This is a genomic window from Alteromonas sp. ABH4_457 (assembly GCF_056160625.1).
This window is the reverse complement of the sequence record NZ_JBSWXN010000001.1, coordinates 612,340-634,936: the sequence shown is the minus strand read 5'-3', so window position 1 is coordinate 634,936 and position 22,597 is coordinate 612,340. Positions and strand designations below refer to the sequence as shown.

General features: G+C 50.4%; 16 protein-coding genes. 5 read left to right on the top strand and 11 right to left on the bottom strand.

Annotated features, from left to right (window positions below; translation table 11 throughout):
* Positions 1–47 precede the first annotated feature (47 nt).
* Positions 48–1,070 (bottom strand): zinc-binding alcohol dehydrogenase family protein, encoded by a 1,023-nt coding sequence (locus tag ACXAGR_RS02650; protein WP_474847987.1) that lies wholly within the window; start codon positions 1,068–1,070, stop codon positions 48–50.
* 264 nt (positions 1,071–1,334) lie between these two features.
* Here ACXAGR_RS02650 and katG point away from each other — a divergent pair, with 264 nt between their 5' ends.
* Both katG and ACXAGR_RS02640 read left to right on the top strand, forming a co-directional pair.
* Positions 1,335–3,575, top strand: coding sequence for a catalase/peroxidase HPI (gene katG / locus ACXAGR_RS02645; RefSeq protein WP_474847985.1), 2,241 nt, complete (start codon positions 1,335–1,337; stop codon positions 3,573–3,575).
* 227 nt (positions 3,576–3,802) lie between these two features.
* Positions 3,803–4,849 (top strand): NAD(P)-dependent alcohol dehydrogenase, encoded by a 1,047-nt coding sequence (locus ACXAGR_RS02640; protein WP_474847983.1) that lies wholly within the window; start codon positions 3,803–3,805, stop codon positions 4,847–4,849.
* Positions 4,850–4,919: 70 nt separating this feature from the next.
* On the opposite strand, the gene guaA is transcribed toward ACXAGR_RS02640, so the two are convergent.
* Positions 4,920–6,497 carry a glutamine-hydrolyzing GMP synthase gene (gene guaA / locus ACXAGR_RS02635; RefSeq protein ID WP_119502003.1) on the bottom strand — a complete coding sequence of 526 codons (1,578 nt, stop codon included), beginning with the start codon at positions 6,495–6,497 and terminating at the stop codon, positions 4,920–4,922.
* Positions 6,498–6,569: 72 nt separating this feature from the next.
* Positions 6,570–8,039: an IMP dehydrogenase gene (gene guaB / locus ACXAGR_RS02630; RefSeq protein WP_474847981.1), complete on the bottom strand. Its 1,470-nt coding sequence runs from the start codon at positions 8,037–8,039 to the stop codon at positions 6,570–6,572.
* Between the two features lie 103 nt (positions 8,040–8,142).
* On the opposite strand from guaB, the gene xseA reads away from it, so the two are divergent.
* Both xseA and ACXAGR_RS02620 read left to right on the top strand, forming a co-directional pair.
* Positions 8,143–9,498 (top strand): exodeoxyribonuclease VII large subunit, encoded by a 1,356-nt coding sequence (gene xseA / locus ACXAGR_RS02625; RefSeq protein ID WP_474847979.1) that lies wholly within the window; start codon positions 8,143–8,145, stop codon positions 9,496–9,498.
* Between the two features lie 74 nt (positions 9,499–9,572).
* Entirely contained in the window at positions 9,573–10,679 is a 1,107-nt protein-coding gene (locus ACXAGR_RS02620) for a hypothetical protein (RefSeq protein ID WP_474847977.1), read from the top strand.
* A 9-nt stretch (positions 10,680–10,688) separates the two neighbouring features.
* On the opposite strand, the gene der is transcribed toward ACXAGR_RS02620, so the two are convergent.
* From der to rlmN, 8 genes are all read right to left on the bottom strand, one after another.
* A complete protein-coding gene (gene der / locus ACXAGR_RS02615; protein WP_119502006.1) occupies positions 10,689–12,134 on the bottom strand; it encodes a ribosome biogenesis GTPase Der in 1,446 nt (481 codons plus the stop codon).
* Between the two features lie 147 nt (positions 12,135–12,281).
* The gene (bamB, locus tag ACXAGR_RS02610) at positions 12,282–13,538 is read right to left on the bottom strand and encodes an outer membrane protein assembly factor BamB (RefSeq protein ID WP_474847973.1); all 1,257 of its coding nucleotides are present in this window, start codon (positions 13,536–13,538) and stop codon (positions 12,282–12,284) included.
* A gap of 20 nt (positions 13,539–13,558) precedes the next feature.
* On the bottom strand, positions 13,559–14,179 hold the full coding sequence (locus ACXAGR_RS02605) for a YfgM family protein (RefSeq protein ID WP_474847971.1): 621 nt from the start codon (positions 14,177–14,179) through the stop codon (positions 13,559–13,561).
* 51 nt (positions 14,180–14,230) lie between these two features.
* Positions 14,231–15,502: a histidine--tRNA ligase gene (hisS, locus tag ACXAGR_RS02600; RefSeq protein WP_474847969.1), complete on the bottom strand. Its 1,272-nt coding sequence runs from the start codon at positions 15,500–15,502 to the stop codon at positions 14,231–14,233.
* A 133-nt stretch (positions 15,503–15,635) separates the two neighbouring features.
* On the bottom strand, positions 15,636–16,757 hold the full coding sequence (ispG, locus tag ACXAGR_RS02595) for a flavodoxin-dependent (E)-4-hydroxy-3-methylbut-2-enyl-diphosphate synthase (protein WP_119502009.1): 1,122 nt from the start codon (positions 16,755–16,757) through the stop codon (positions 15,636–15,638).
* Between the two features lie 2 nt (positions 16,758–16,759).
* Positions 16,760–17,761: a RodZ domain-containing protein gene (locus tag ACXAGR_RS02590; RefSeq protein ID WP_474847967.1), complete on the bottom strand. Its 1,002-nt coding sequence runs from the start codon at positions 17,759–17,761 to the stop codon at positions 16,760–16,762.
* Positions 17,762–17,778: 17 nt separating this feature from the next.
* A complete protein-coding gene (gene pilW, locus ACXAGR_RS02585) occupies positions 17,779–18,873 on the bottom strand; it encodes a type IV pilus biogenesis/stability protein PilW (RefSeq protein ID WP_474847965.1) in 1,095 nt (364 codons plus the stop codon).
* Between the two features lie 26 nt (positions 18,874–18,899).
* The gene (gene rlmN / locus ACXAGR_RS02580) at positions 18,900–20,018 is read right to left on the bottom strand and encodes a dual-specificity RNA methyltransferase RlmN (protein WP_474847963.1); all 1,119 of its coding nucleotides are present in this window, start codon (positions 20,016–20,018) and stop codon (positions 18,900–18,902) included.
* A 443-nt stretch (positions 20,019–20,461) separates the two neighbouring features.
* Here rlmN and ACXAGR_RS02575 point away from each other — a divergent pair, with 443 nt between their 5' ends.
* The gene (locus ACXAGR_RS02575) at positions 20,462–22,597 is read left to right on the top strand and encodes a M3 family metallopeptidase (protein WP_474847961.1); all 2,136 of its coding nucleotides are present in this window, start codon (positions 20,462–20,464) and stop codon (positions 22,595–22,597) included.

Here is a 22,597-nt window from a genome sequence, read left to right as displayed (position 1 = left end):
GCGGCGAACCGGAACAATTCGCCGCCAGAAGTGACTGAATCTCAGGGTTATTCGGTTTCGAACGGTGCCAGTACCAGTTTGCCGATGGCTGAACCACTTTCAAGGATTTGATGGGCTCTGAACAGATTAGCGGCATTGACCGGGCCCAAATGCTGGCCGAGTGTGGTTTGAAGCTCCCCCGCAGTAAGCATTTTGCTCACATCGCTGAGGATTTCATGTTGTTTAAGCATGTCACTGGTATTGAACAGAGAGCGGGTGTACATGAACTCCCAGTGAAGCGAAATACTCTTGCGCTTTAACAGACCGATATCCAGCGGGCCCGGATCGTCAATCAGACCGAACTTGCTTTGCGGCTTCATTAAATCGGCCAGCGCGGCAATATGTGACTGCGTATGCGTGAGGCTGGCGACATAGTCAACACCCTCTAATGACAATGCTTCATACTGCGGAGCCAGAGGTTGTGAATGGTCGAGTACATGATGTGCGCCCATTTTACTCACCCATCCCTTCGTTTCCGGTCTGGATGCCGTTGCCACAACAGTCAGCCCCGTAATTTTACGGGCAAGCTGAATCAGAATGGAACCCACACCACCGGCAGCACCGGTGACAAGCAGCACTTTATCTTTACTTTCTTCGCCCGGGGCAACTTCAAGACGATCGAATAACAGCTCCCACGCCGTCAGGGAAGTCAGTGGCATGGCCGCAGATTCAACATCCGACAGCCCTTCGGGTGCCAGCGCAACAATACGCTCATCCACCAGCTGATATTCCGCATTGGTACCGCTACGGGAAATATCACCGGCATAAAATACCTTATCGCCTTTTTTGAACAACGACGCATCGCTGCCTGTGGATTCAACGATACCCACCGCGTCCCATCCGAGGATTTTTACCTCATCAGCCGGAGGAGACACACTACGACGAATTTTGGTATCTACCGGATTCACTGAAACGGCAAGCACTCTCACCAGCAGATCTCTTCCTGCCGGCACAGGAGTTGCCATATTGATTGCCTGAATTGCGTTTTCAGTCAGCGTTTCAGACGCCTGCTTATAACCATATGCGCGCATGTTCTATCCCTTTGTTCAGCAAACTGCTCTACATGAATGTGCTACACGATAACGCTTCCTGACACGCAGACGCCAGAGGAAAATCGTCGCAGTTGCTCAATAACGGGATAACATGACTCTTAATTAAAGTTAATAAATTGTTAATTCACAAATGATAAAAACAGATTGAAGTAATCGGTTTATCCAATTTTCTCTTATCACAAATCTGAATCATATTCTTATGGCCTGAAGTGTGACCAGAAACTATTCAATAAGGATAAACACATGAAAATGAAACTCTTACCCGTTGTTGCAGCTATCGCCATGGCATTATCGCCAAATGCGTACTCTGCCACTATGGATCAAAATGCGAAAGTAGTGGGCGAAGCCCCGAAAGGCAACAAATTTTGGTGGCCGGAACAACTGGACCTGTCCCAGTTACGTGCCCACGGTGTTGCATCGAACCCTTACGGCGAAAACTTTAATTACGCAAAAGCGTTTGAATCACTGGATTTAAATGCCGTTAAAGCCGATATCCGCGAAGTGCTTACATCTTCACAACCCTGGTGGCCTGCAGACTATGGTCATTACGGTCCGTTCTTTATCCGTATGGCGTGGCACGCAGCCGGTACTTACCGGACTGTTGACGGACGCGGCGGTGCCGGTGGTGGTCAGCAACGTTTCGACCCGCTGAACAGCTGGCCTGATAACGCTAACCTGGATAAAGCACGTCGTTTACTGTGGCCAATCAAACAGAAATATGGCCGTAATATTTCCTGGGGTGATTTAATGGCCCTCACCGGTAACGTGGCACTGGAAGACATGGGCTTTAAAACCTATGGTTTCGCCGGCGGCCGTGTGGACGACTGGGAACCGGATCATGTTTACTGGGGCCCGGAAGAAGAAATGCTTACCGACCAGCGCCGCGACGAGAAAGGTAACCTGAAAGGTCCTCTGGCTGCGGTAGAAATGGGTCTGATTTACGTCAATCCGGTTGGACCTCACGGCAAGCCTGATCCGATTGCAGCTGCTCACGACATCCGGATGTCTTTCGGCCGCATGGCGATGAATGATGAAGAAATCGTAGCGCTTATCGCGGGTGGTCACACTTTTGGTAAAGCTCACGGGGCCAAAAAAGCAGACTGTCTGGGTAAAGAACCTGCTGCCGGTGATCTGGAAGATCAGGGCTTTGGCTGGAAAAACAGCTGTGGCAAAGGTAATGCAGAAGACACGATGACCAGCGGACTGGAAGGTGCCTGGACGGTGACACCGACACAGTGGACAACAAATTATCTGGATAACCTGTTTGGTTTCGAATGGAAACAAACGAAGAGCCCTGCCGGCGCTATTCAGTGGATCCCTACTGCAGAATCCGCGGCGAACATGGTTCCTGACGCCCACGTTCAGGGTAAGCGCCACGCTCCTATCATGTTTACCACTGACCTCGCGCTGAAAGAAGATCCTGAATTCCGTAAGATTGCCAAACGCTTCCAGCAGAATCCGGAAGACTTTGAACTGGCCTTCGGTAAAGCCTGGTTCAAACTGAACCACCGTGATCTGGGACCGAAAGCCCGTTATCTGGGTGCTGAAATCCCGGCTGACGACCTTATCTGGCAGGATCCAATTCCTGAAGTTGACCACAAGCTTGTTTCAGACAAACAAGCTAAACAATTGAAGAAGGACATTCTGAAGTCAGGTCTGTCTGTACAGGAATTAGTGCGTGTCGCCTGGTCCGCTGCAGCCAGCTACCGTGATACGGATATGCGCGGTGGTGTAAACGGTGCCCGTATTGCTCTTGCTCCGCAAAAGGACTGGGCAATTAATAATCCGGCAGAAGTACAAAAAGTGCTGGGCAAGCTGAAAGAGATTCAGGCCGGTTTCAATAAGAAATCGAAAAAGGTCAAAATATCTCTGGCCGACATGATTGTACTGGCAGGTGCTGCAGGTGTTGAACAGGCAGCGAAAGACGCCGGTGTTGACGTGACCGTTCCGTTCATTCCGGGTCGTATGGATGCCACACAGGAAATGACAGATGTTGAGTCGTTCGCGGTACTGGAACCGACTGCTGATGCTTTCCGTAACTACTGGGCTGAAAGTAACTACCGCTCACCGGCTGTGATGATGGTCGACAAGGCAGACATGCTGTCACTGAGTGTGCCTGAGATGACAGTCCTGCTGGGCGGAATGCGTGCCATGAACGCAAACGCTGATGGTTCAGCCCATGGTGTACTGACAGGCAACCCTGGTCAGCTGACAAACGATTTCTTCGTTAATCTGCTGGATATGTCTACAGAATGGAAAAAGTCAGAAGATGATGCAGCCATTTATGTAGGTACAGACCGTACTTCAGGCGAACAGAAGTGGACTGCCACACCGGTTGATCTGATTTTCGGTTCTAACACAGAGTTACGGGCCATTGCCGAAGTGTACGGCTCTGAAGATGCGAAAGAGAAGTTTGTTACCGACTTCGTAGATGCCTGGGTAAAAGTAATGCGCAACGATCGCTTTGATCTGAAAGGTAGTTAATCCCTGCCCTCTTTATACCTCTTTAAACCATGCCCCCGCTAAGGGGGCATTTTTATTTCCCCGCTTATGAATGAACCTGTCAGCAGGTCTTCCCGTAAAACCTCCGGCAATCTGCACAATCAGGCAATCATTAGAGAGCATCAGGCATGCACAGCCCGGGTGTTTTTATTTAAAATTTCCGTTATCAGGATATGCCTGAGCATGTAACGACAAATGAGGCTATAGTTATGAAAACAATTGGATATGCGGCTCACTCGTCAGACGCCCACATGGTTCCTTATCATTTCGAAAGACGGAATCTGCGCGACAATGACGTGGCCATCGAAATTCTTTATAGCGGCGTTTGCCACTCTGATCTTCACACCGTAAACGGCGACTGGGGCGACCAGCCTTATCCGTTAGTACCGGGACACGAAATCGTCGGTAAAGTCATAGAAGTTGGCGCAGACGTTAAAAACTACAAAGTGGGCCAGCACGTAGCTGTAGGCTGTATGGTCGACAGCTGTCAGTCCTGCGACCAGTGTGACCACGGTGAAGAGCAATTTTGTCGCAATGGTATGACGCCCACTTACGGTGCACCGGACCGCATCAGCGGTGAAATTACTCAGGGCGGTTACTCAAAGCACATTGTCGTGCGCCAAGAATTCGTTCTGAATGTACCGGAATCATTAGATCTGGCCCGTACTGCACCTATTCTCTGTGCTGGTATCACCACTTTTTCTCCTCTGCGTACCTGGGGCGTTAAAGAAGGCAGCCGCGTAGGCGTAATTGGCCTGGGTGGTCTGGGTCATATGGCGGTTAAACTGGCCGTCGCCATGGGCGCAGAAGTGACCGTTCTCAGCCGTTCAAATTCTAAGGAAGAGCAGGCAAAAGCGCTGGGCGCGAGTGGAATTCTGGCTTCTACTGACAAGAGCGCAATGCAGGAAGCTGGTTCATCATTTGATTTAATCATCGACACGGTGCCGGTTAAACATGATGTAGATGTTTACATGCCACTTCTCGACATTGACGGTACGCTGGCTATTGTTGGTCAGGTTGGCCCCATGGAAGATTTTATGACCATGCCGTTAGTAATGGGCCGCCGCCGCGTAGCAGGCTCTCTGATTGGCGGTATCAGGGAAACTCAGGAAGTACTGGATTTCTGTGCTGAGCACAACATTCACCCTGAATGTGTGATGATTAAAGCTGATGAAGTGAATGATGCATTCGCAAGCCTGGCAAAAGGTGACGTAGCCCACCGTTACGTGATTGATATGGCGAGTTTGGAAGTGTAGATTCCCGGACAGCCGAAAATAAGAAAGCCCGCAAATGCGGGCTTTTCTATGCTTATCATGCAGGAAGGAATTATTCCCACTCAATCGTAGCAGGCGGCTTACCTGAGATATCGTAAACCACGCGGGAAATGCCGTCGATTTCGTTGATGATACGGTTAGACACCTTACCTAAGAAATCGTATGGCAGGTGCGCCCAGTGTGCGGTCATGAAATCAATAGTTTCAACGGCACGCAGGGAAACTACCCAGTCGTATTTGCGGGCATCACCCATTACGCCGACAGAACGCACCGGCAGGAACACGGTGAATGCCTGGCTGACTTTGTGGTAAAGGTCGGCGTTGTGCAGTTCTTCGATGAAAATCGCATCGGCACGACGCAGCAGGTCACAGTATTCTTTCTTGATTTCACCCAATACACGCACGCCCAGACCAGGGCCAGGAAACGGGTGGCGATAAAGCATGTCGTAAGGCAGACCCAGTTCAAGACCAATCTTGCGCACTTCGTCTTTAAACAGCTCGCGTAATGGCTCGACCAGCCCCATCTTCATGTCTTCAGGCAGGCCGCCCACGTTGTGGTGAGATTTGATAACGTGTGCTTTACCGGTAGCAGAACCGGCAGACTCAATAACGTCAGGGTAAATGGTGCCCTGCGCCAGCCATTTCGCGTTAGTCAGCTTAGAGGCTTCCTCGTCAAATACCGCAACGAACTCGTTACCGATAATCTTACGTTTTTTCTCTGGATCCGCTTCGCCTTCGAGTCGGGCCAGGAAGCGATCTTCAGCATCCACTTTAATGATATTAAGACCGAAGTGGTCGCCGAACATATCCATTACTTGCTGGCCTTCGTTAAGGCGCAGCAGACCATTGTCAACGAATACACAGGTCAGTTTGTCACCGATTGCGCGGTGGATAAGCATGGCAACAACCGAAGAATCCACACCGCCTGACAGGCCGAGGATCACTTCGTCATCGCCCACTTTTTCTTTAATACGGGCAATGGCGTCTTCGATAATCGCGCCTGGTGTCCAAAGCTTCTCACAGCCACAGATGTCCATGACAAAGTGCGTCAGTAAGCGTTGGCCCTGACGGGTATGGGTCACTTCCGGGTGGAATTGTACGCCGTAGAAACGTTTTTCTTCGTTGTACATAGCAGCATGCGGACACGATGGTGTTTGTGCTATGGTTTCGAAACCTTCCGGAATCGTCGCCACTTTATCGCCATGACTCATCCATACGTCCAGCAGTGCGTTGCCGTTTTCGCCGATGTGGTCTTCAATCTGCGCCAGCAGATCGGTGGCTTTTAATACTTCAACCTGCGCATAACCGAATTCACGTTTATTAGAACCCTGTACGCTACCGCCCAGCTGTTCTGCCATGGTCTGCATGCCGTAACAGACACCCAGCACCGGCACGCCAGCTTCAAATACGTACTCAGGGGCACGGGGGGAATTCAGTTCAGTGACAGACTCGGGGCCGCCCGACAGGATAATACCGTCAGGGTTGAATCCGCGGATCTGCTCTTCGGTCACGTCCCAGGCCCACAGCTCACAGTAAACACCGATTTCACGTACGCGACGTGCAATCAGTTGCGTGTACTGGGAACCGAAGTCCAGAATAAGTATGCGCTGGCTATGAATATTGGTGGTCATGTTTTTACCCGTTAAATAAAACAGAAAGGCTGGTAGAAATACCAGCCTGACAAAATACTAGTTTAGCGGCGATTAGCCCAAACGGTAGTTTGGCGCTTCTTTGGTGATGCTCACATCGTGTACGTGAGACTCGCCCATGCCCGCTGACGTTACGCGCACAAACTGTGCTTTGGTGTTCAGCGTAGGAATATCTTCACAGCCGGTTAAACCCATGGCTGAGCGCAGGCCGCCCATTTGCTGATGGATGATGGTCGCAATTGGGCCTTTATAGGCTACGCGGCCTTCGATACCTTCCGGTACCAGCTTCTCAGCATTATCTGATGCCTGGAAGTAACGGTCAGAGGAGCCGTGACGCTGATTCATCGCACCCAGCGAGCCCATTCCACGGTAAGACTTGTAGTAACGGCCCTGATACAGTTCGACTTCACCCGGCGCTTCTTCAGTACCGGCCAGCATGCTACCCACCATTACGCAGCTTGCACCTGCTGCCAGTGCTTTAGCGATGTCACCGGAGAAACGGATACCGCCATCAGCGATTACCGGAATGCCGGTATCTTTCAGCGCTTCAACAGCATCAGAAATGGCAGTAATTTGTGGTACACCACAACCGGTTACGATCCGCGTAGTACAGATAGAACCCGGGCCAATGCCCACTTTCACGCCATCAACACCCGCATCTGCCAGTGCTTTGGCACCTGCCGCTGTTGCCACGTTACCGGCAATGATTTGCAAGTCAGGATACGCACCACGAATACGGGCAACCTGATCGATTACGCCCTGTGAGTGACCGTGTGAGGTATCGATAAGCAGTACGTCAACGCCTGCCTCAACCAATCCGGCAATACGCTCGTCAGTACCGGCACCTACGCCAACAGCCGCTCCAACGCGCAGACGACCCAGTGAGTCTTTACAGGCGTTTGGCTTGCTTTCCGCTTTCTGGAAATCTTTAACAGTAATAAGACCGGTCAGTTTGAAGGCATCGTCAACGACCAGAATTTTTTCGATACGGTTCGCGTGCATCAGATCCAGTACTTCTTTAGAGTCTGCACCTTCTTTTACTGTTACCAGCTTGTCTTTCGGCGTCATCACCTGGCTAACCGGTAAATCAAGACGGTTCTGGAAGCGCATGTCACGGCCAGTCACGATACCGATGAGGTTGTTATCTTTATCAGTCACAGGGAAACCGGAATAACCCAGTTTCTTGCTCATCGCGAGTACTTCGCCGATAGCCGTGGTCTGTTCTACGGTTACAGGGTCTGAAACCACACCGCTTTCGTATTTTTTCACTTCACGTACGTGATTTGCCTGCTCTGCCGGCTCCATGTTTTTGTGAATAAAGCCGATGCCGCCTTCCTGGGCAAGGGCAATCGCAAGACGCGCTTCCGTAACAGTATCCATAGATGCAGATACCATAGGGATATTCAGCGACACGCCGCGAGTCAGTTTAGTATGGAGGTTTGCTGTATGAGGAAGGACAGTAGAGTGCCCCGGTACCAGCAGTACATCATCAAAAGTAAGAGCTTCTTGAATGATTCTGAGCATGCAATAACACCTGAATAAGTGGAGAGTTAATTGCGGCGCAATTGTAGTGTTTTTTCTAAATCAGGTAAACTCTAATTGTCCTAAACCTGATGATTTTTTATTTATGCTGTTTAATTCCCCTTCTACATCCCGTCAAATTCTCACTGTGACCAAGCTGAACAGGCTGGCAAGGACCGTACTGGAAGGCGAAATCGGCCTTGTCTGGTTGTCTGCAGAAATCTCTAATTTCGTCGCGGCCTCCTCGGGACACTGGTATTTCACCCTGAAAGACAACAAAGCCCAGGTACGGGCGGCCATGTTCAAGGGGTCGAACCGCTATGTAAAACAGCGCCCGAAGGAAGGGGACAAAGTGTTAGTGCGCGCTTCTGTGGGCTTGTATGAGCCACGGGGCGACTATCAACTGGTTATTGAACATCTTGAAGCTGACGGTGACGGCGCGCTGAAACAAGCCTTTGAGGCCCTGAAGCTGAAATTACAGCGCGACGGCCTGTTCGATGCCGATGCCAAGCGCCCTGTCCCTCAGGTAATTAATAAAATCGGTGTGGTCACCTCCTCCGCCGGTGCTGCTTTGCACGATGTACTTACGGTATTGAAACGACGAAGCCCGGAAACAGAAGTCATCGTATATCCAACGCTGGTGCAGGGCGAACAGGCCCCTGCGCAAATTATCCGTGCGCTGGAAACCGCGTACCATCGCGATGAGGTCGATGTCATACTGCTCACCCGTGGTGGCGGCTCGCTGGAAGACTTATGGTGCTTTAATGATGAGGCGCTTGCCCATTGTATTTCTGCATCGCCGGTGCCGCTGGTGAGTGCGGTGGGTCATGAAGTCGATGTGACCATTGCCGACTTTGTGGCAGACGTGCGTGCCCCTACCCCGTCTGCGGGTGCCGAACTGTTAAGCCGCGATCAAAGCGAACGCCTGGCGTTTGTTCAGCAAAAAGCGACAGCGCTTAACCGTGTATGGCAGCAACAGTTCAGACAACAGCAACACCAGCTCGCCGTATTACAGCAGCGCCTGAAAGCGGTGCATCCGGAGCGACGCTTGCAAAGTCAGTCACAGTCTCTGGATCGCGCAGCACTGGCCCTGAGCCATGCTATGGAGTCACGGATCGCAGGTAATTCCACCAGGCTGAATAACTTACTGCGCAGGCTAGACAGACAAAACCCCGCAAACCGGGTGGTCCGCCTGCAAGACCGTTGCAGTCAGCTCGACAGCGCGCTGAAAAAATCGGTGCAGCGCCTGCTTGAAAGTAAAAACAGGCAATTGCAGGGTCAGGGACAATTACTGAATTCAGTGAGCCCGCTGCAAACACTCACACGTGGCTACAGCATCACTTTTGCTGACGATAAGCCAGTACTGTCATCAACGGAAGTCAGTGAGGGGGATGAAATCACCACCCGCCTTGCCAGTGGCGAAATTATCAGTAAGGTGACCACTGTGAAGAAAAGTCTGTGAAAAGACACTTGAGCACGGGCCGGGGTTAGGTCACACTAGCCCTCCCCTAATCCTTCCCGATATCAGGAATCTTTGTGAATAAGGTTTGCAGTCTGTTGCCACTGGTTTTGATAACCGGTTGTCAGCAAGTGCCAGAAAAACCCGCGCCCGCGCCTTCGTTTTTACCCAAATATCATGTTGCGGCTCCTGTAGCACTGTTTTCCACCTGGCCGGGCGATACCATGAGTGCACGCTGTCAACAGGTCAATGCCACTGACCGTTGTATGGAAGATGCTATTGCAGGGAATGAATTTGCCGCTATTCTCAAAGAAAAGAACTGGTTTGATGATGTACTGACAGAGTCAGATGCCGCTGACTATGAGATCCTGATAGCATCGTTGTCAGCACAGGTTGCTGATAACGATAATGACGGCGTCTCACTTCACTCTGCTACAGCAGGCTTGTGGCCGGCAAACACCATGCCGCATTATTTTACAGAATTCACCGTACAATGGCGTGGCGTGGAAATAGACTCTCAACGATTTGAGACTTACTCGAAAACAGAAAAGCCTGTTACTGAACTTGCATCAGAAATACTGGATACCTGGTGGCTGGCGTCGTTACGAAAATCTGTTTTCTCTGCTGAATACCTTTTCACCGCGCTGGGTGCCAGCGACTACAATGCAGAGCTGGTCCTGCCTCAATCCATCGGCGAATTTACCCTTCAGGATACCCAGTATTATCCCGATCCTTTTAAAGGCATTATCAGCCGTTACAGCCACCCTGAATTTGATGACGCACTGATAGATATTACTGTCGGACCGGTGCTGATGGACTTATCCATGCCTGAATCCCAAAGGCTGCAGGCAGCACTGGAAGAAAATCTGAAAGAAGCGACAGAGATGTCGGCCGCACAGGGACTTACGCTGATCACTGACAGCCCGGTATCAGCTTTCACGGTAAATTCGGATTCACAACGCCTTAATGGTTACCGTATGGCCGTGCACGCAGAAAATGAACTCGGTGAGCCATTATTCGCGACGACTTATGTTTTTGAAATGAAAGACAAGCTGGTGACATTATCCACCACATTTCCACCCAGAATAGCTGATAACCTAGTGTCAGCGGCGCTGCCGGTAATTGAAGTACCGGGTGAATCCGCGCTGATGAAAACCATCAGAGGTATGTCATCAGCGCAATAAGAACGGGGCTTACTTTTTGCTTTTGTGGAATGCCATCATACGCTTACGTTTGCGTTGCTGCGCCAGCGTAAGCTGATTCTTCTTACCTTCGAACGGGTTCGCCCCTTCACGGAACTCTATTTTAATAGGCGTTCCCATCACTTTCAGTGACTTACGGTAATAGTTCATCAGATAACGTTTATAAGACCCCGGCAGATCGTCGACCTGGTTGCCATGGATCACGATAACCGGCGGGTTATAACCACCGGCGTGGGCGTATTTCATTTTCACACGACGACCACGAACCATTGGAGGCTGGTGCTCTGCCTGAGCCATTTCCATGATTTGGGTAAGCATAGCCGTCCCCACACGCTGAGTAGCACTGTCATAAGCCTCAATCACTGACTCAAACAAATTACCCACACCGGAGCCGTGCAGAGCCGAAATAAAATGCAAACGGGCAAAGTCAATGAACCCGAGACGACGGTCAAGCTCCCGCTTGATATCATCTTTAATGTCTGTGCTCAGACCGTCCCATTTGTTCACTGCGACCACCAGAGAACGGCCGGAATTCAGAATGTAACCCAATAAGCTGAGATCCTGATCCGCAATCCCTTCACGGGCATCAATCACCATTAATACAACGTTGGCTTCTTCTATAGCCTGCAGTGTTTTAACAATAGAGAATTTTTCTACTGCATCAGCAACGCGCTTGCGACGGCGTACACCGGCTGTATCAATAAGGATATACTCCCGCCCGTCACGCTCAAGAGGAATGTAAACACTGTCACGGGTAGTACCCGGCATATCGAACACAACCACTCGATCTTCACCCAGAATACGGTTAGTCAGCGTGGACTTACCCACATTGGGTTTGCCTACAATAGCCAGTTTAATCGGGAGGTTCTTCAGCCTTTCTAACTGCTGCTCAGCGTCCAGTTCTTCATGAACCTCTTTTGGCTGCACCTGCATGTCCGGAAATTCTTCAGCCAGAGGTGTCAGAGCCTGCTCCAGTAACAGAGAAACGCCACGGCCGTGAGCGGCAGCAATCTGGTGGATGGTGCCAAGACCCAGAGTATAGAAGTCAGCACTTTCACTGTCGCCGTCGATGCCGTCGACCTTGTTGGCAACGACAAACAGCTTCTTGTTCACTTTACGTAAGTGTTCTGCAATGCCGATATCCGCAGGTAACAAGCCAGCACGGGCATCAACGAGGAACAGAACCACGTCAGCTTCATCAATAGCACGCAGCGACTGATGCGCCATTTCTGCATCAATCCCTTCTTCATCGCCGGTGATACCGCCGGTATCTACAACAATGAATTGCTTTTGCTCCCAGGTCGCCTGCCCGTACTTCCGATCCCGGGTCAAACCGGGAAAGTCTGCAACCAGTGCATCACGGGTGTTGGTTAATCGGTTAAACAATGTAGATTTACCCACATTCGGGCGACCCACGAGGGCAACAACAGGCAACATGCTTGAAGTCCTAAAATAAACTGGTTTAAAAATGCAGTAGCCGCGGAAATCGCGGCTACTGAATGAATCGGGCGATTATACCCTATATTAGCAGGCGCCGTCAGCTAAACCGGAACGGCGCGAAAAAGAGATTGGATAGCGTAATACTTAAGGGACTGAAAACGAAGCAACATCACCTTCACGGGTAACGGCAATGACCGCGTTACCGGTATAAACAGGGGCTGCGAATACTGATTCATCTTCATCGTCACCGCCCAGGTCGTACCGGGCGACAATTTTTCCATCTTCTTTGTTGATCCAGTGCAGCAGGCCCCACTTGTCACCCACAACCAGATAGTCACCGGCTGGCTCAGCGGCCGTCAGTACGCGCTTTTTCAAGCCGCTCTGCGACCACAGTTCAACACCGTTACGGCGGTCCAGTGCATACACGTGAGAGTTGTTATCAACTACGTACAAGGTATTACCGTCCATCGTCACATTACGGTAGGAGGCATATTCACGCTTCCAGATAACCCGCCCTGAACGTAACTCAACCGCTGCCAGTGTACCGTTGTAAGAAATAGCGTAAATAGTGCCGCCATACATTAAGGGCGCAGAATCCACATCAACGATACGTTCAAGTTCAGTCGCACCGCTCGGCGCTGTAATCGGTGTTTCCCAGGCAATCAGTCCGGAATCCAGAATATTCACCTGAATCTTACCTGTAGGCGTACCCAGAATCACACCACCATTACTGACAGCAGGGGTAGAAATGCCGCGAAGGGTCAATGGCGGTACATCGCCAACCTGTTCCCAGACCTGCTCACCGGTTTCAACGTCCAGTGCATAAAGAATACCTGAGCCCGTGTTAACGATAACCAGATTGTCGCCGGTAACCGGTGAAGCAAGAATTTCACCATTAACGGTTTGCGTCCAGTTTACCTCACCGGTTTCCGCATTCAGTGACATCAGTACGCCATCTTCAGTACCAACAAAAACACGGCTTCCGTCAACAGACAACCCGCCGATTTTGGCAGATGCACCGCTTTTCCAAAGATTGCTTACAGACGAGAACATGCCCTCATCTTTGAAGATAGCAAAGTTCTGTTCCCATAGTGTTTCACCACTTTCAGGATCCAGTGCCGCTACCGTGCCATGACGGTCGGCAACATATAATTTCTCATTGGCATACACAGGGCGCAGGTGTGAGAAGTAGCTGTCGATTCCCTCACCCACTTCTGCTTCCCAGTTCACAGTGGGTATAAACTGCGCGTCCAGTGGCGCGAGTCTGCGGATTTCTAACTCTTCGTCATCGACAAACCAGTCTGAAATAGTTGTACATCCTGACAGCGATACTGACAGCGCCAGCGCCAGTCCCGCAGCCCGTGTAATCCGGCCTGTACGGCCACACGTTTTCGTTAACAAATCCGATACCTCTGTTATAGTTATTCGCTTGCCAGAACTGGCAGATTGTCCAGCTTCATTTCCAGCAGAACATTACCGCTGGCGGCTTCTAACGCTTCAGTGTAAGCCATGCGTGCCGCGTCATATTTTTCCTGCGCCACATAGACATCGCCTTCGATTTCTTTCACGTTGCCATCAAACGCACTGTCATTAACCGTTTTAAGCGTAGACAGCGCGGCATCGCCATTACCCTGTTCCAGTTGAATACGGGCAAGACGCAGTGAAGCAATGGTTGCCAGGTGCGCATCTGCTGCCTGGTCTTTTACTGCTGTGAGTGCTTTCACAGCCGCATCATAATCGTTGTTGCTTACGGCTTGTTGCGCAGCAACCAGACCACCGATAGTGGCATAACCACTACTTTCTGTTTTGCCCAGAAAACTGTCCAGTTTGCCGGCGTTGCCATCAGCTTCAATAGATTCAACTGCCACCTGATAGTCCGCAGAGGCCTGTTCTTTTGCTGTGCGCTGGGCATCAGAATAATAACGCCAGCCCCACAGGCCACCCAGACCTAGTACAGCACCAATCACAATGGCCGCGCCATTGTCTTTCCAAAACTTTTTAATCGCTTCGACTTGTTGTTCTTCTGTGGCGAAATGTTCCATGTACTTAACCTCTAAATCGACTTCTTTCTGCCGGCTGCCCGCCGGCAGCACTTAATCCACTAACTCTGACAACATACCGGCAAGTTCAGCCAGTGCTACCGTCTTTTGTTCACCGTCAGAACGCAGCGGTTTCACTGTCGCTACTCTATTCTCAGCTTCTTCGCTGCCAAGTAACACAGCATAACCTGCGCCGGTCTTATCAGCACGCTTCAACTGCTTCTTAAAGTTGCCGCCACCGCAATGCATCATTACCCGCATGGAAGGACAACTGTCCCGCAGCAGCTCAGCCACTTCAAGGGCATAGGCGTCAGCCCCCATTGAGGTAACATATACATCGGCAGCAATATTATCCTGTTCAGTAGCCTGCAGGGTAGTTAACAGCAATACCAGCCGCTCCATACCCATAGCAAAACCCACTGCAGGCGTGGCTTTGCCACCCAACTGCTCAACCAGACCGTCATAACGGCCACCGGCACACACTGTGCCCTGAGCGCCCAGACTATCTGTTACCCATTCAAAAACAGTGCGGTTGTAGTAGTCGAGCCCGCGTACCAGTCGTGGATTAACCTCGTATTGGATGCCCGCCTGCGATAATCGTTCACATAAATTTGAAAAATGTGTTTTGGATTCTTCGTCCAGGTGATCAAGCAGTGATGGTGCATCCTGAATCGCCGCCTCCACATCGGGATTTTTACTGTCCAGCACACGCAGAGGGTTGGTTTCAAGACGGCGGAGAGAGTCTTCATCGAGCTGGTCAGCTCGTGCCCGCAGATATTCAGTCAACGCTTCACGGTACAGACGACGGGCCTCATTAGAGCCCAGCGAGTTAATTTGCAGGGTCACCTGATCACTGATGCCAAATGCTTTCCAGATGCGGGCACTCAGCAAGATCACTTCAACATCGATATCCGGTCCGTCGAGACCATAAGTCTCTATACCAAACTGGTGAAACTGACGGTAACGGCCCTTTTGCGGACGCTCGTGACGGAACATGGGTCCCATGTACCACAGACGTTGCTGCTGGTTATATAGCAAACCATGTTCATTACCGGCGCGAACTGTGCTCGCCGTGCCTTCGGGACGCAGTGTCAGGCTGTCGCCGTTTCTGTCTTCGAAGGTATACATTTCTTTTTCAACGATATCAGTCACTTCACCGATAGAGCGTTTAAATAAATCGGTACTCTCTACAATAGGAGTACGGATTTCCTGATAACCGTAACTGGCTACCACCTGACGCAGGGTGGACTCCACTCGCTGCCACGTACCGGACACTTCCGGCAGGCAGTCGTTCATTCCACGGATTGCCTGAATTGTCTTAGCCACCTGAAATTCTCATTTACCTGAAACTTAAAAGCCCCGCATTATAGGGGCTTTAGTATTAAACAACAATGTTACTTCCCTGACGGCGGAGCGGCGCATTTGTTATCTCATTGTGCCGCACTTCGCCCTACAGGTTTTACGATTCTTTTACCGAGACCGGAATCTTGTTTGCTTCATCCAGACGGGACGCTTTTGCACGGATACGACGCTCGAGCTGATCCACCAGGTCATCGTTAGCCAGACGCTCACGCTGACGTTTACCGTCTTCATAGAAACCGCTCATATTGCGCGCGCCGGTCAGACCTAAATCAGACACCTCAGCCTCGCCGGGTCCGTTAACAACACAACCGATAATGGACACATCCATGGGCGTTAAAATATCTTCTACACGCTGTTCCAGTGCGTTCACCGTACCGATGACATCAAATTCCTGACGGGAGCAACTCGGACAGGCAATAAAATTGATACCTCTTGAGCGTATGCGCAGCGACTTAAGGATATCAAAACCGACTTTGATTTCTTCAACCGGGTCAGCGGCCAGAGAAACACGCAGGGTATCTCCGATACCTTCAGCAAGTAACATACCCAGACCTACTGCACTTTTTACGGCACCGGCACGTTGTCCGCCGGCTTCTGTAATACCCAGATGCAGCGGCTGATCAATTTGCTGAGCCAGCAAGCGGTATGCACCGACTGCCAGGAATACATCGGAGGCTTTCACACTGACCTTAAACTGGTCGAAGTTAAGCTTGTCCAGAATATCAACGTGGCGCATGGCAGACTCAACCAGCGCTTCGGGAGTAGGCTCGCCATACTTTTCCTGCAGGTCACGCTCCAGTGAACCACCATTCACACCAATACGGATAGGAATATTTTTGTCTCTGGCGCAGTCCACCACAGATTTAACCCGTTCCATGTTGCCGATGTTGCCGGGATTAATACGCAGGCAATCTACACCGTATTCCGCCACTTTCAGGGCAATGCGGTAATCAAAATGGATATCTGCCACCAAAGGCACTGAGACTTGTGCACGGATAGCTTTAAATGCTTCTGCCGCTTCCATCGTAGGTACAGAGACCCGCACGATTTCACCGCCCACCGCGACGATACGTTTGATTTGAGCCACAGTAGCATCGACATCCGTTGTCGGCGTATTTGTCATAGACTGTACAGCAATGGGTGCGCCATCACCGACGGGTACGCTTCCCACATTAATGCGCGTAGATTTACGACGTTTGACGGGGCTTTCAGTAAACATGATTAGTCCTGCATTGGTAACGTGAAGCGGGCGATTCTGCCAACCTGAAACGCGGAAATATCAACGGCTTCATCGTCATAGGTAATACTCACACCATCAGGTGCACCTAAAGTTACTTTAAACGGCGGCTGGCCACTCACAGGCATCACCCGTCCGGAGGCTTTCACACCATAAGCGATAGCTTCGCCAGTGGCATCTTCGATATTAATCCAGCAATCTTCGGCGAAGGTAAGTACCAGCTCCACAGTGGCCGCGCCGGTAATATCAGTTGTTTCTGCATTGTCACCGGATGCGGAGGCATCATCAACGCCGGTCATGTCGCCGCTGCTTTGCTCCGGTGCGCTTTCTGTGACATCTGATACGTCAGCTTCAGGTTGGTCGCCTTCAGGCTGAATGTCAGGCTGCAAAGGCGCTGTATCCTCAGGGTTCGTGTCCGCAGCAGCAGATTCAATTGCGGAGTCTGAAGCTTCCTCAGCGGCTGAAAGTGACGGCTGTGCAGATTCGCTCACAGCAGGGTCTGCTGCTTGCTGGGATTCTGAGAGGGTTGTTGCAGCTTCTTTTTCAGCGGAGGGTTCAGAGAACGTCAAACCGTCAGACTGCTGATACCACCAGGCAACCAACGCCACCACCAGTAACAGCAACATGATCCAGGTGACCATCATCCAGCGATCGTCATGGGCCTGCTTTGCTACGCGCTTTGAAAAACTCTGTAAACGCGCCGGCGGTCTGGTGACAGTATGCAGCCGGTTAAAACTATCGATGACAGGCGCTTCCTGAATGCCCAGTTGTCTGGCATACATGCGGACATAGCCTTTCTGGAACGTTGCCGACATTGCCTCGTCCAGATGATCATTTTCGATATCCACGACATTTTTCAGTTTCAGAAACAGTTTATCAGCCATTTGTTGCTGACTTAATCCGGCTTTCTCCCGCGCATCCCGCAACATTTCGCCGGGAGTGGGAGCCGTGTTCTGTTCATCAACCGGGTTTTCGTTTGTGCTCATTGAATACCTTGTGAGTGTTATTTTTCGGGCGAAAGACGTAAACGCATACCTACCTCGATATCACCGGGATCAGCGAGTTTGTTCCAGGCCTGTAAGCGCGACATTTTAATGTTGTATTTCAGCGAAATGCGATACAAATTTTCGCCCGGTTTCACTTCATGATAGCGGGTTTGAGGATCTTCCAGTACCGGTAAGTCAGATTGTGGTTCATTCTGTCCAGAAGCAGCTGTATTTTGTACCGGAGCAGGCTCTTTGCTGACCGGAGCGCTTTCAGGGCTGACCACCTTTTGCGCTTTAGCCTGAACCTCTGCCTTCGGTTTGACCCTGCGCACTATTTGCGCAGAGGCATTGGCTTTGCGGATAATACTTTCCCGGTAGGCTTTTGCTTCCTCACTCTGAGGATACATAGTGACCAGCATTTCGCCGTATCCCTGCGCGGTCTCAGCATCGCCTTTCCCTTCAGCAATAGCGATAGCCAGCGTCACAGATTCGGGGCTGACACGGGAAACACGCTCGTAACGACGCATAACAGATTCAGCCTCGTCCCATTGTCCGGTTTCAACGTAAAGCTGAGTCAGCATGAAGAGGCTTTTGGAACGGCCGGGCTGATGGTTCAGCGCATTTGTAAGATAGCCGATGGCTTCTTCACGCTTGCCCTGGTCAGCGGCACAGATAGCCATATTTTCGTAGGTTTGCGCTGAATTTGCGTATTGCAGGTTATTCAGTGCTTTGCTGTAAAAGTCATTAGCTTTGTCATATTTTTTCTGCTGACAAAGAAAAGCACCGTAGCTATTGGCAATTTCGGCATTGCGGGGCGCCAGATCCAGAGCATTCTCGTAAGACTGTTCAGCTCTGCCCCACTCTTCCACGGTTTGGTAATAGTATGCCAGCGAATAATGCGCGTCAGCATACCTGGGAGCGAATTCCAGCGCTTTGTCCAGATTCACTTTGGCTTGCTGGTAATTGCCGTTTTTAAGGTAAGTCAGGCCCAGAGAAATTCGGCTCTTTGCGGCCTGTTCCATATCAAAATCATCGCCAGAATACCCGTTTTGCTGGTTCTGGCTTACACATCCTGTCAGTGCAATAACGAGAGCAAGTACGCCTAATCGCATGAAGCTCCTACCTCTTAATTAATTCCTTACTGCGCCATTTTTACTGAAATCGCTTCACCTTTCATCTGTTTCTTTAACATTCGTTTCGTACGGTCGACCACATCGCCTACTAACTGACCACATGCAGCATCAATATCGTCGCCACGGGTTTTCCGCACAACCACTGTCAGGCCATAGCTCATCAGTACTTTGGCAAAACGGTCAATACGGGAATTGCTTGAGCACAGGTAAGGTGAACCCGGATACGGATTAAACGGGATAAGGTTAATTTTGCACGGTGTTTCTTTCAGCACTTTTGCCAGCTGGTGTGCCTGGTCGGTACTGTCATTTATGTTCGACAACATAACGTATTCTACGGTTACCTTGCCCTGATTCGCGCGGGACTTACTGAGATAACGGCGTACACCGGCAAGAAACGTCTCAATATTGTATTTCTTATTGATAGGAACGATTTCATTGCGAAGTTCATCTGTCGGAGCGTGCAGAGAAATAGCCAGCGCTACGTCAATCTGATCGCCCAGCATATCCAGCGCAGGAACAACGCCTGATGTACTCAGCGTGACACGGCGCTTTGACAGACCAAAACCAAAGTCATCCAGCATTAAATCCATAGCGGGTACGACATTCTTAAGATTGAGCAATGGCTCACCCATGCCCATCATTACCACATTGGTAATGGGTCGCTTAGATGTATCTTTCGACAGGCCCAGGAAGGTTGCCACACGCCATACCTGACCGATAATTTCGCTGACAGACAGATTACGGTTGAAGCCTTGCTGCGCCGTGGAACAGAAAGTACATTCCAGCGCACAGCCAACCTGCGAAGAAACGCAAAGGGTGGCCCGTTCTGCTTCAGGGATCCACACTGACTCGACTTCCTGTCCGCCTTCCAGCGCCAGAGCAAACTTAATTGTGCCGTCGCTGGCTTCCTGGTAGTAAGCAATTTCAGGCGCAACAACTTCTGCATTTTCCAGCAATTTAGCCCGCAGGTTTTTATTAAGATTACTCATCTCATTAAAATCGCTGACACCTTGGTGATAAATCCATTTCATCACCTGGTCAGCACGGAAAGGCTTCTCGCCAATGTCAGCGAAAAATTCCCGCAAAGCTGCTCGGTTCAGATTTAAAAGGTTTGTCTTTGCCATAAGTCGTCGATGACCCCGAATTCTGTCTTAATCATATTCATAACGTGCAGCAGTCCGGCCCCGTAAAATGCAAAGATACATGCCGTGCGGGGTGCGAATAAATGTCTTCCGTGAGAGCTTGCCGGTGACGGCGGAAGAAACCGCCTGAAAGGGCCCGCAGGAACGGGCGGTAACAGTGAAAATTCGCTTTACCGGCACTGCATTGACTGCACAAATTTTAGCCGCGCATTCTATCATAGGGAAACCGGCTTAGAAAGCGGTGAAATCTGAGTTTTCACGATAAACATGCAGTTCAGCGGGACTGCTAATATTGTCCGCTCACGCCGGTGTTGCTAGAGTAGGAATGAAGCCGGTTTTCAAAGGAACCTGTGTTCCTCAATGAAGCCTCTCACCGGTTACAACAATAACCCGGAAAACAAACCGGGACATCAATGGAGAACCTAATGCGAAAGTCACTAATGGCAACAGCGATAGCTGCCGCACTGGCACTGACCGCCTGCAGCCCTGCCAAAGAAGAATCCCACTCTGCCACAGCATCGGCTGAGGAGAAAACTGTGCAAGCTGAAAACGTGCTGTTAAAGCCCAGTACGCTGGACTATCAGGCGCCGGATTTCGATAAAATCGAGACTGCGAATTATGAACCCGCTTTTGAACTTGGCATGGAAGAGCATACTGCTGAGATAGATGCCATTGCAGGTAATGAAGCTCCGGCCACGTTTGAAAATACCATTCTGGCAATGGAAAAAAGCGGTGAGTTGCTTACCCGCGTTGCTACCATTTTCTTTAACTTATCCAGTATCATTTCTGATAAAGAAATTCAGCGTATTGAAGCTGAAATGTCTCCGCGCCTCACTGCGCACAGTGACAGCATTCATCTGAACAGCAAGCTGTTTGAACGGGTAAAAACCGTTTATGAGAATAAAGACAGCCTGAACAAAGAAGATAAGCGTCTGACGGAAAAAACCTACGAGCAGTTTGTCCGCGCCGGAGCCAACCTGACTGAAGAACTAAAAGCGAAGGTACGTGGCATTAATGAGCAGATCACAAAGCTGCAAACTCAGTTCTCGCAGAATATTCTGGCATCTTTTAAAAACGACACCATTATCGTTACTGATGAATCTGAACTGGCCGGTCTTTCTGACAGCGACAAAGCGAGCCTGAAGTCAGCGGCAGAAGGGGCGGATAAAGAAGGCTATATGATCAGCCTGGTTAACACCACCCGCCAACCCATTCTGACCAGCCTGGAAAACCGTGAGCTGCGTAAGAAAATCTGGGAAAAATCAGCGACCCGTGCGATGGATGTCAATGGCCCGATTATTCTGGAACTGACACACCTGCGTGCTGAGAAAGCAGCCTTACTTGGTTACCCTAACTGGGCCTCCTATGCCATTGAAAACCAGATGGCGAAGAAACCTGAAAATGTCTTTAAAATCCTGGACGACCTGGCACCGCAGGCAGTGGAAAAAGCCAAAGAAGAAGCGGCTGCCATTGAAGAAGTCATGCATGCTGATGGCGTAACAGGTGATGTACAGCCGTGGGACTGGGCGTATTATGCTGAGAAAGTCCGTAAGGCAAAATACGATCTGGACGACAGTGAAGTTAAACCTTACTTCGAACTGAACTCCGTGCTGGAAAACGGCCTGTTCTTTGCGATGGAAAAGCTGTACGGCATTACCTTTAAAGAGCGTACTGATTTACCTGTGTATGTCGATGATGCCCGTCTTTTTGAAGTCTTCAATGAAGATGGTTCTAACATCGGTTTATTCTATTTCGACCCTTACGCCCGTGAAGGCAAGAGCGGTGGTGCATGGATGAGTGAATTCGTTACTCAGTCGTTCATGAATGGTACTAAGCCTGTTGTCTACAACGAGCTTAATATTGTTAAGCCGGCGCCGGGTGAACCCACTTTACTGTCATTCGACGAAACCACTACCCTGTTCCATGAATTCGGTCACGCAGATCACGGTCTGTTCTCGCTGGTAAAATATCCCAGCCTGGCCGGCACGAACACGGCCCGCGACTTCGTTGAATTCCCGTCTCAGTTTAATGAAGACTGGGCTATCGATCCTGCAGTACTGGCAAACTACGCCAAACATTACAAAACCGGGGAACCCATTCCTCAGGCTCTGCTGGATAAAGTAATGAAAGCTGTCAGCTTCAACCAGGGCTTCAACACAGTGGAATATCTGGCTGCCGCTTTGCTGGATATGGAATGGCACATGATTGGCGCGGATGAGGAAGTCAAAGATGTGGCTGCTTTTGAAAAAGCAGCTCTGGAGAAGCACGGCATTGATTATGCGCCGGTGCCTCCCCGCTACAAATCCGCCTATTTCAGTCACACCTTCGCCGGTGGTTATTCAGCCGGTTATTATGCTTACCTGTGGACAGAAGTGCTTGCAGCAGATGCCTTTGCCCATATGGCAGAAAATGGTGGCCTGACCCGTGAAAACGGCGATCTGTTCCGCAAAGAAATTCTGTCTAAAGGGAACAGTGAAGATTTGATGGAGAACTACGTTGAGTTCCGTGGTCAGGAACCTACAGTAGATGCGCTGATGAAACGCCGCGGTTTAACCGACTAA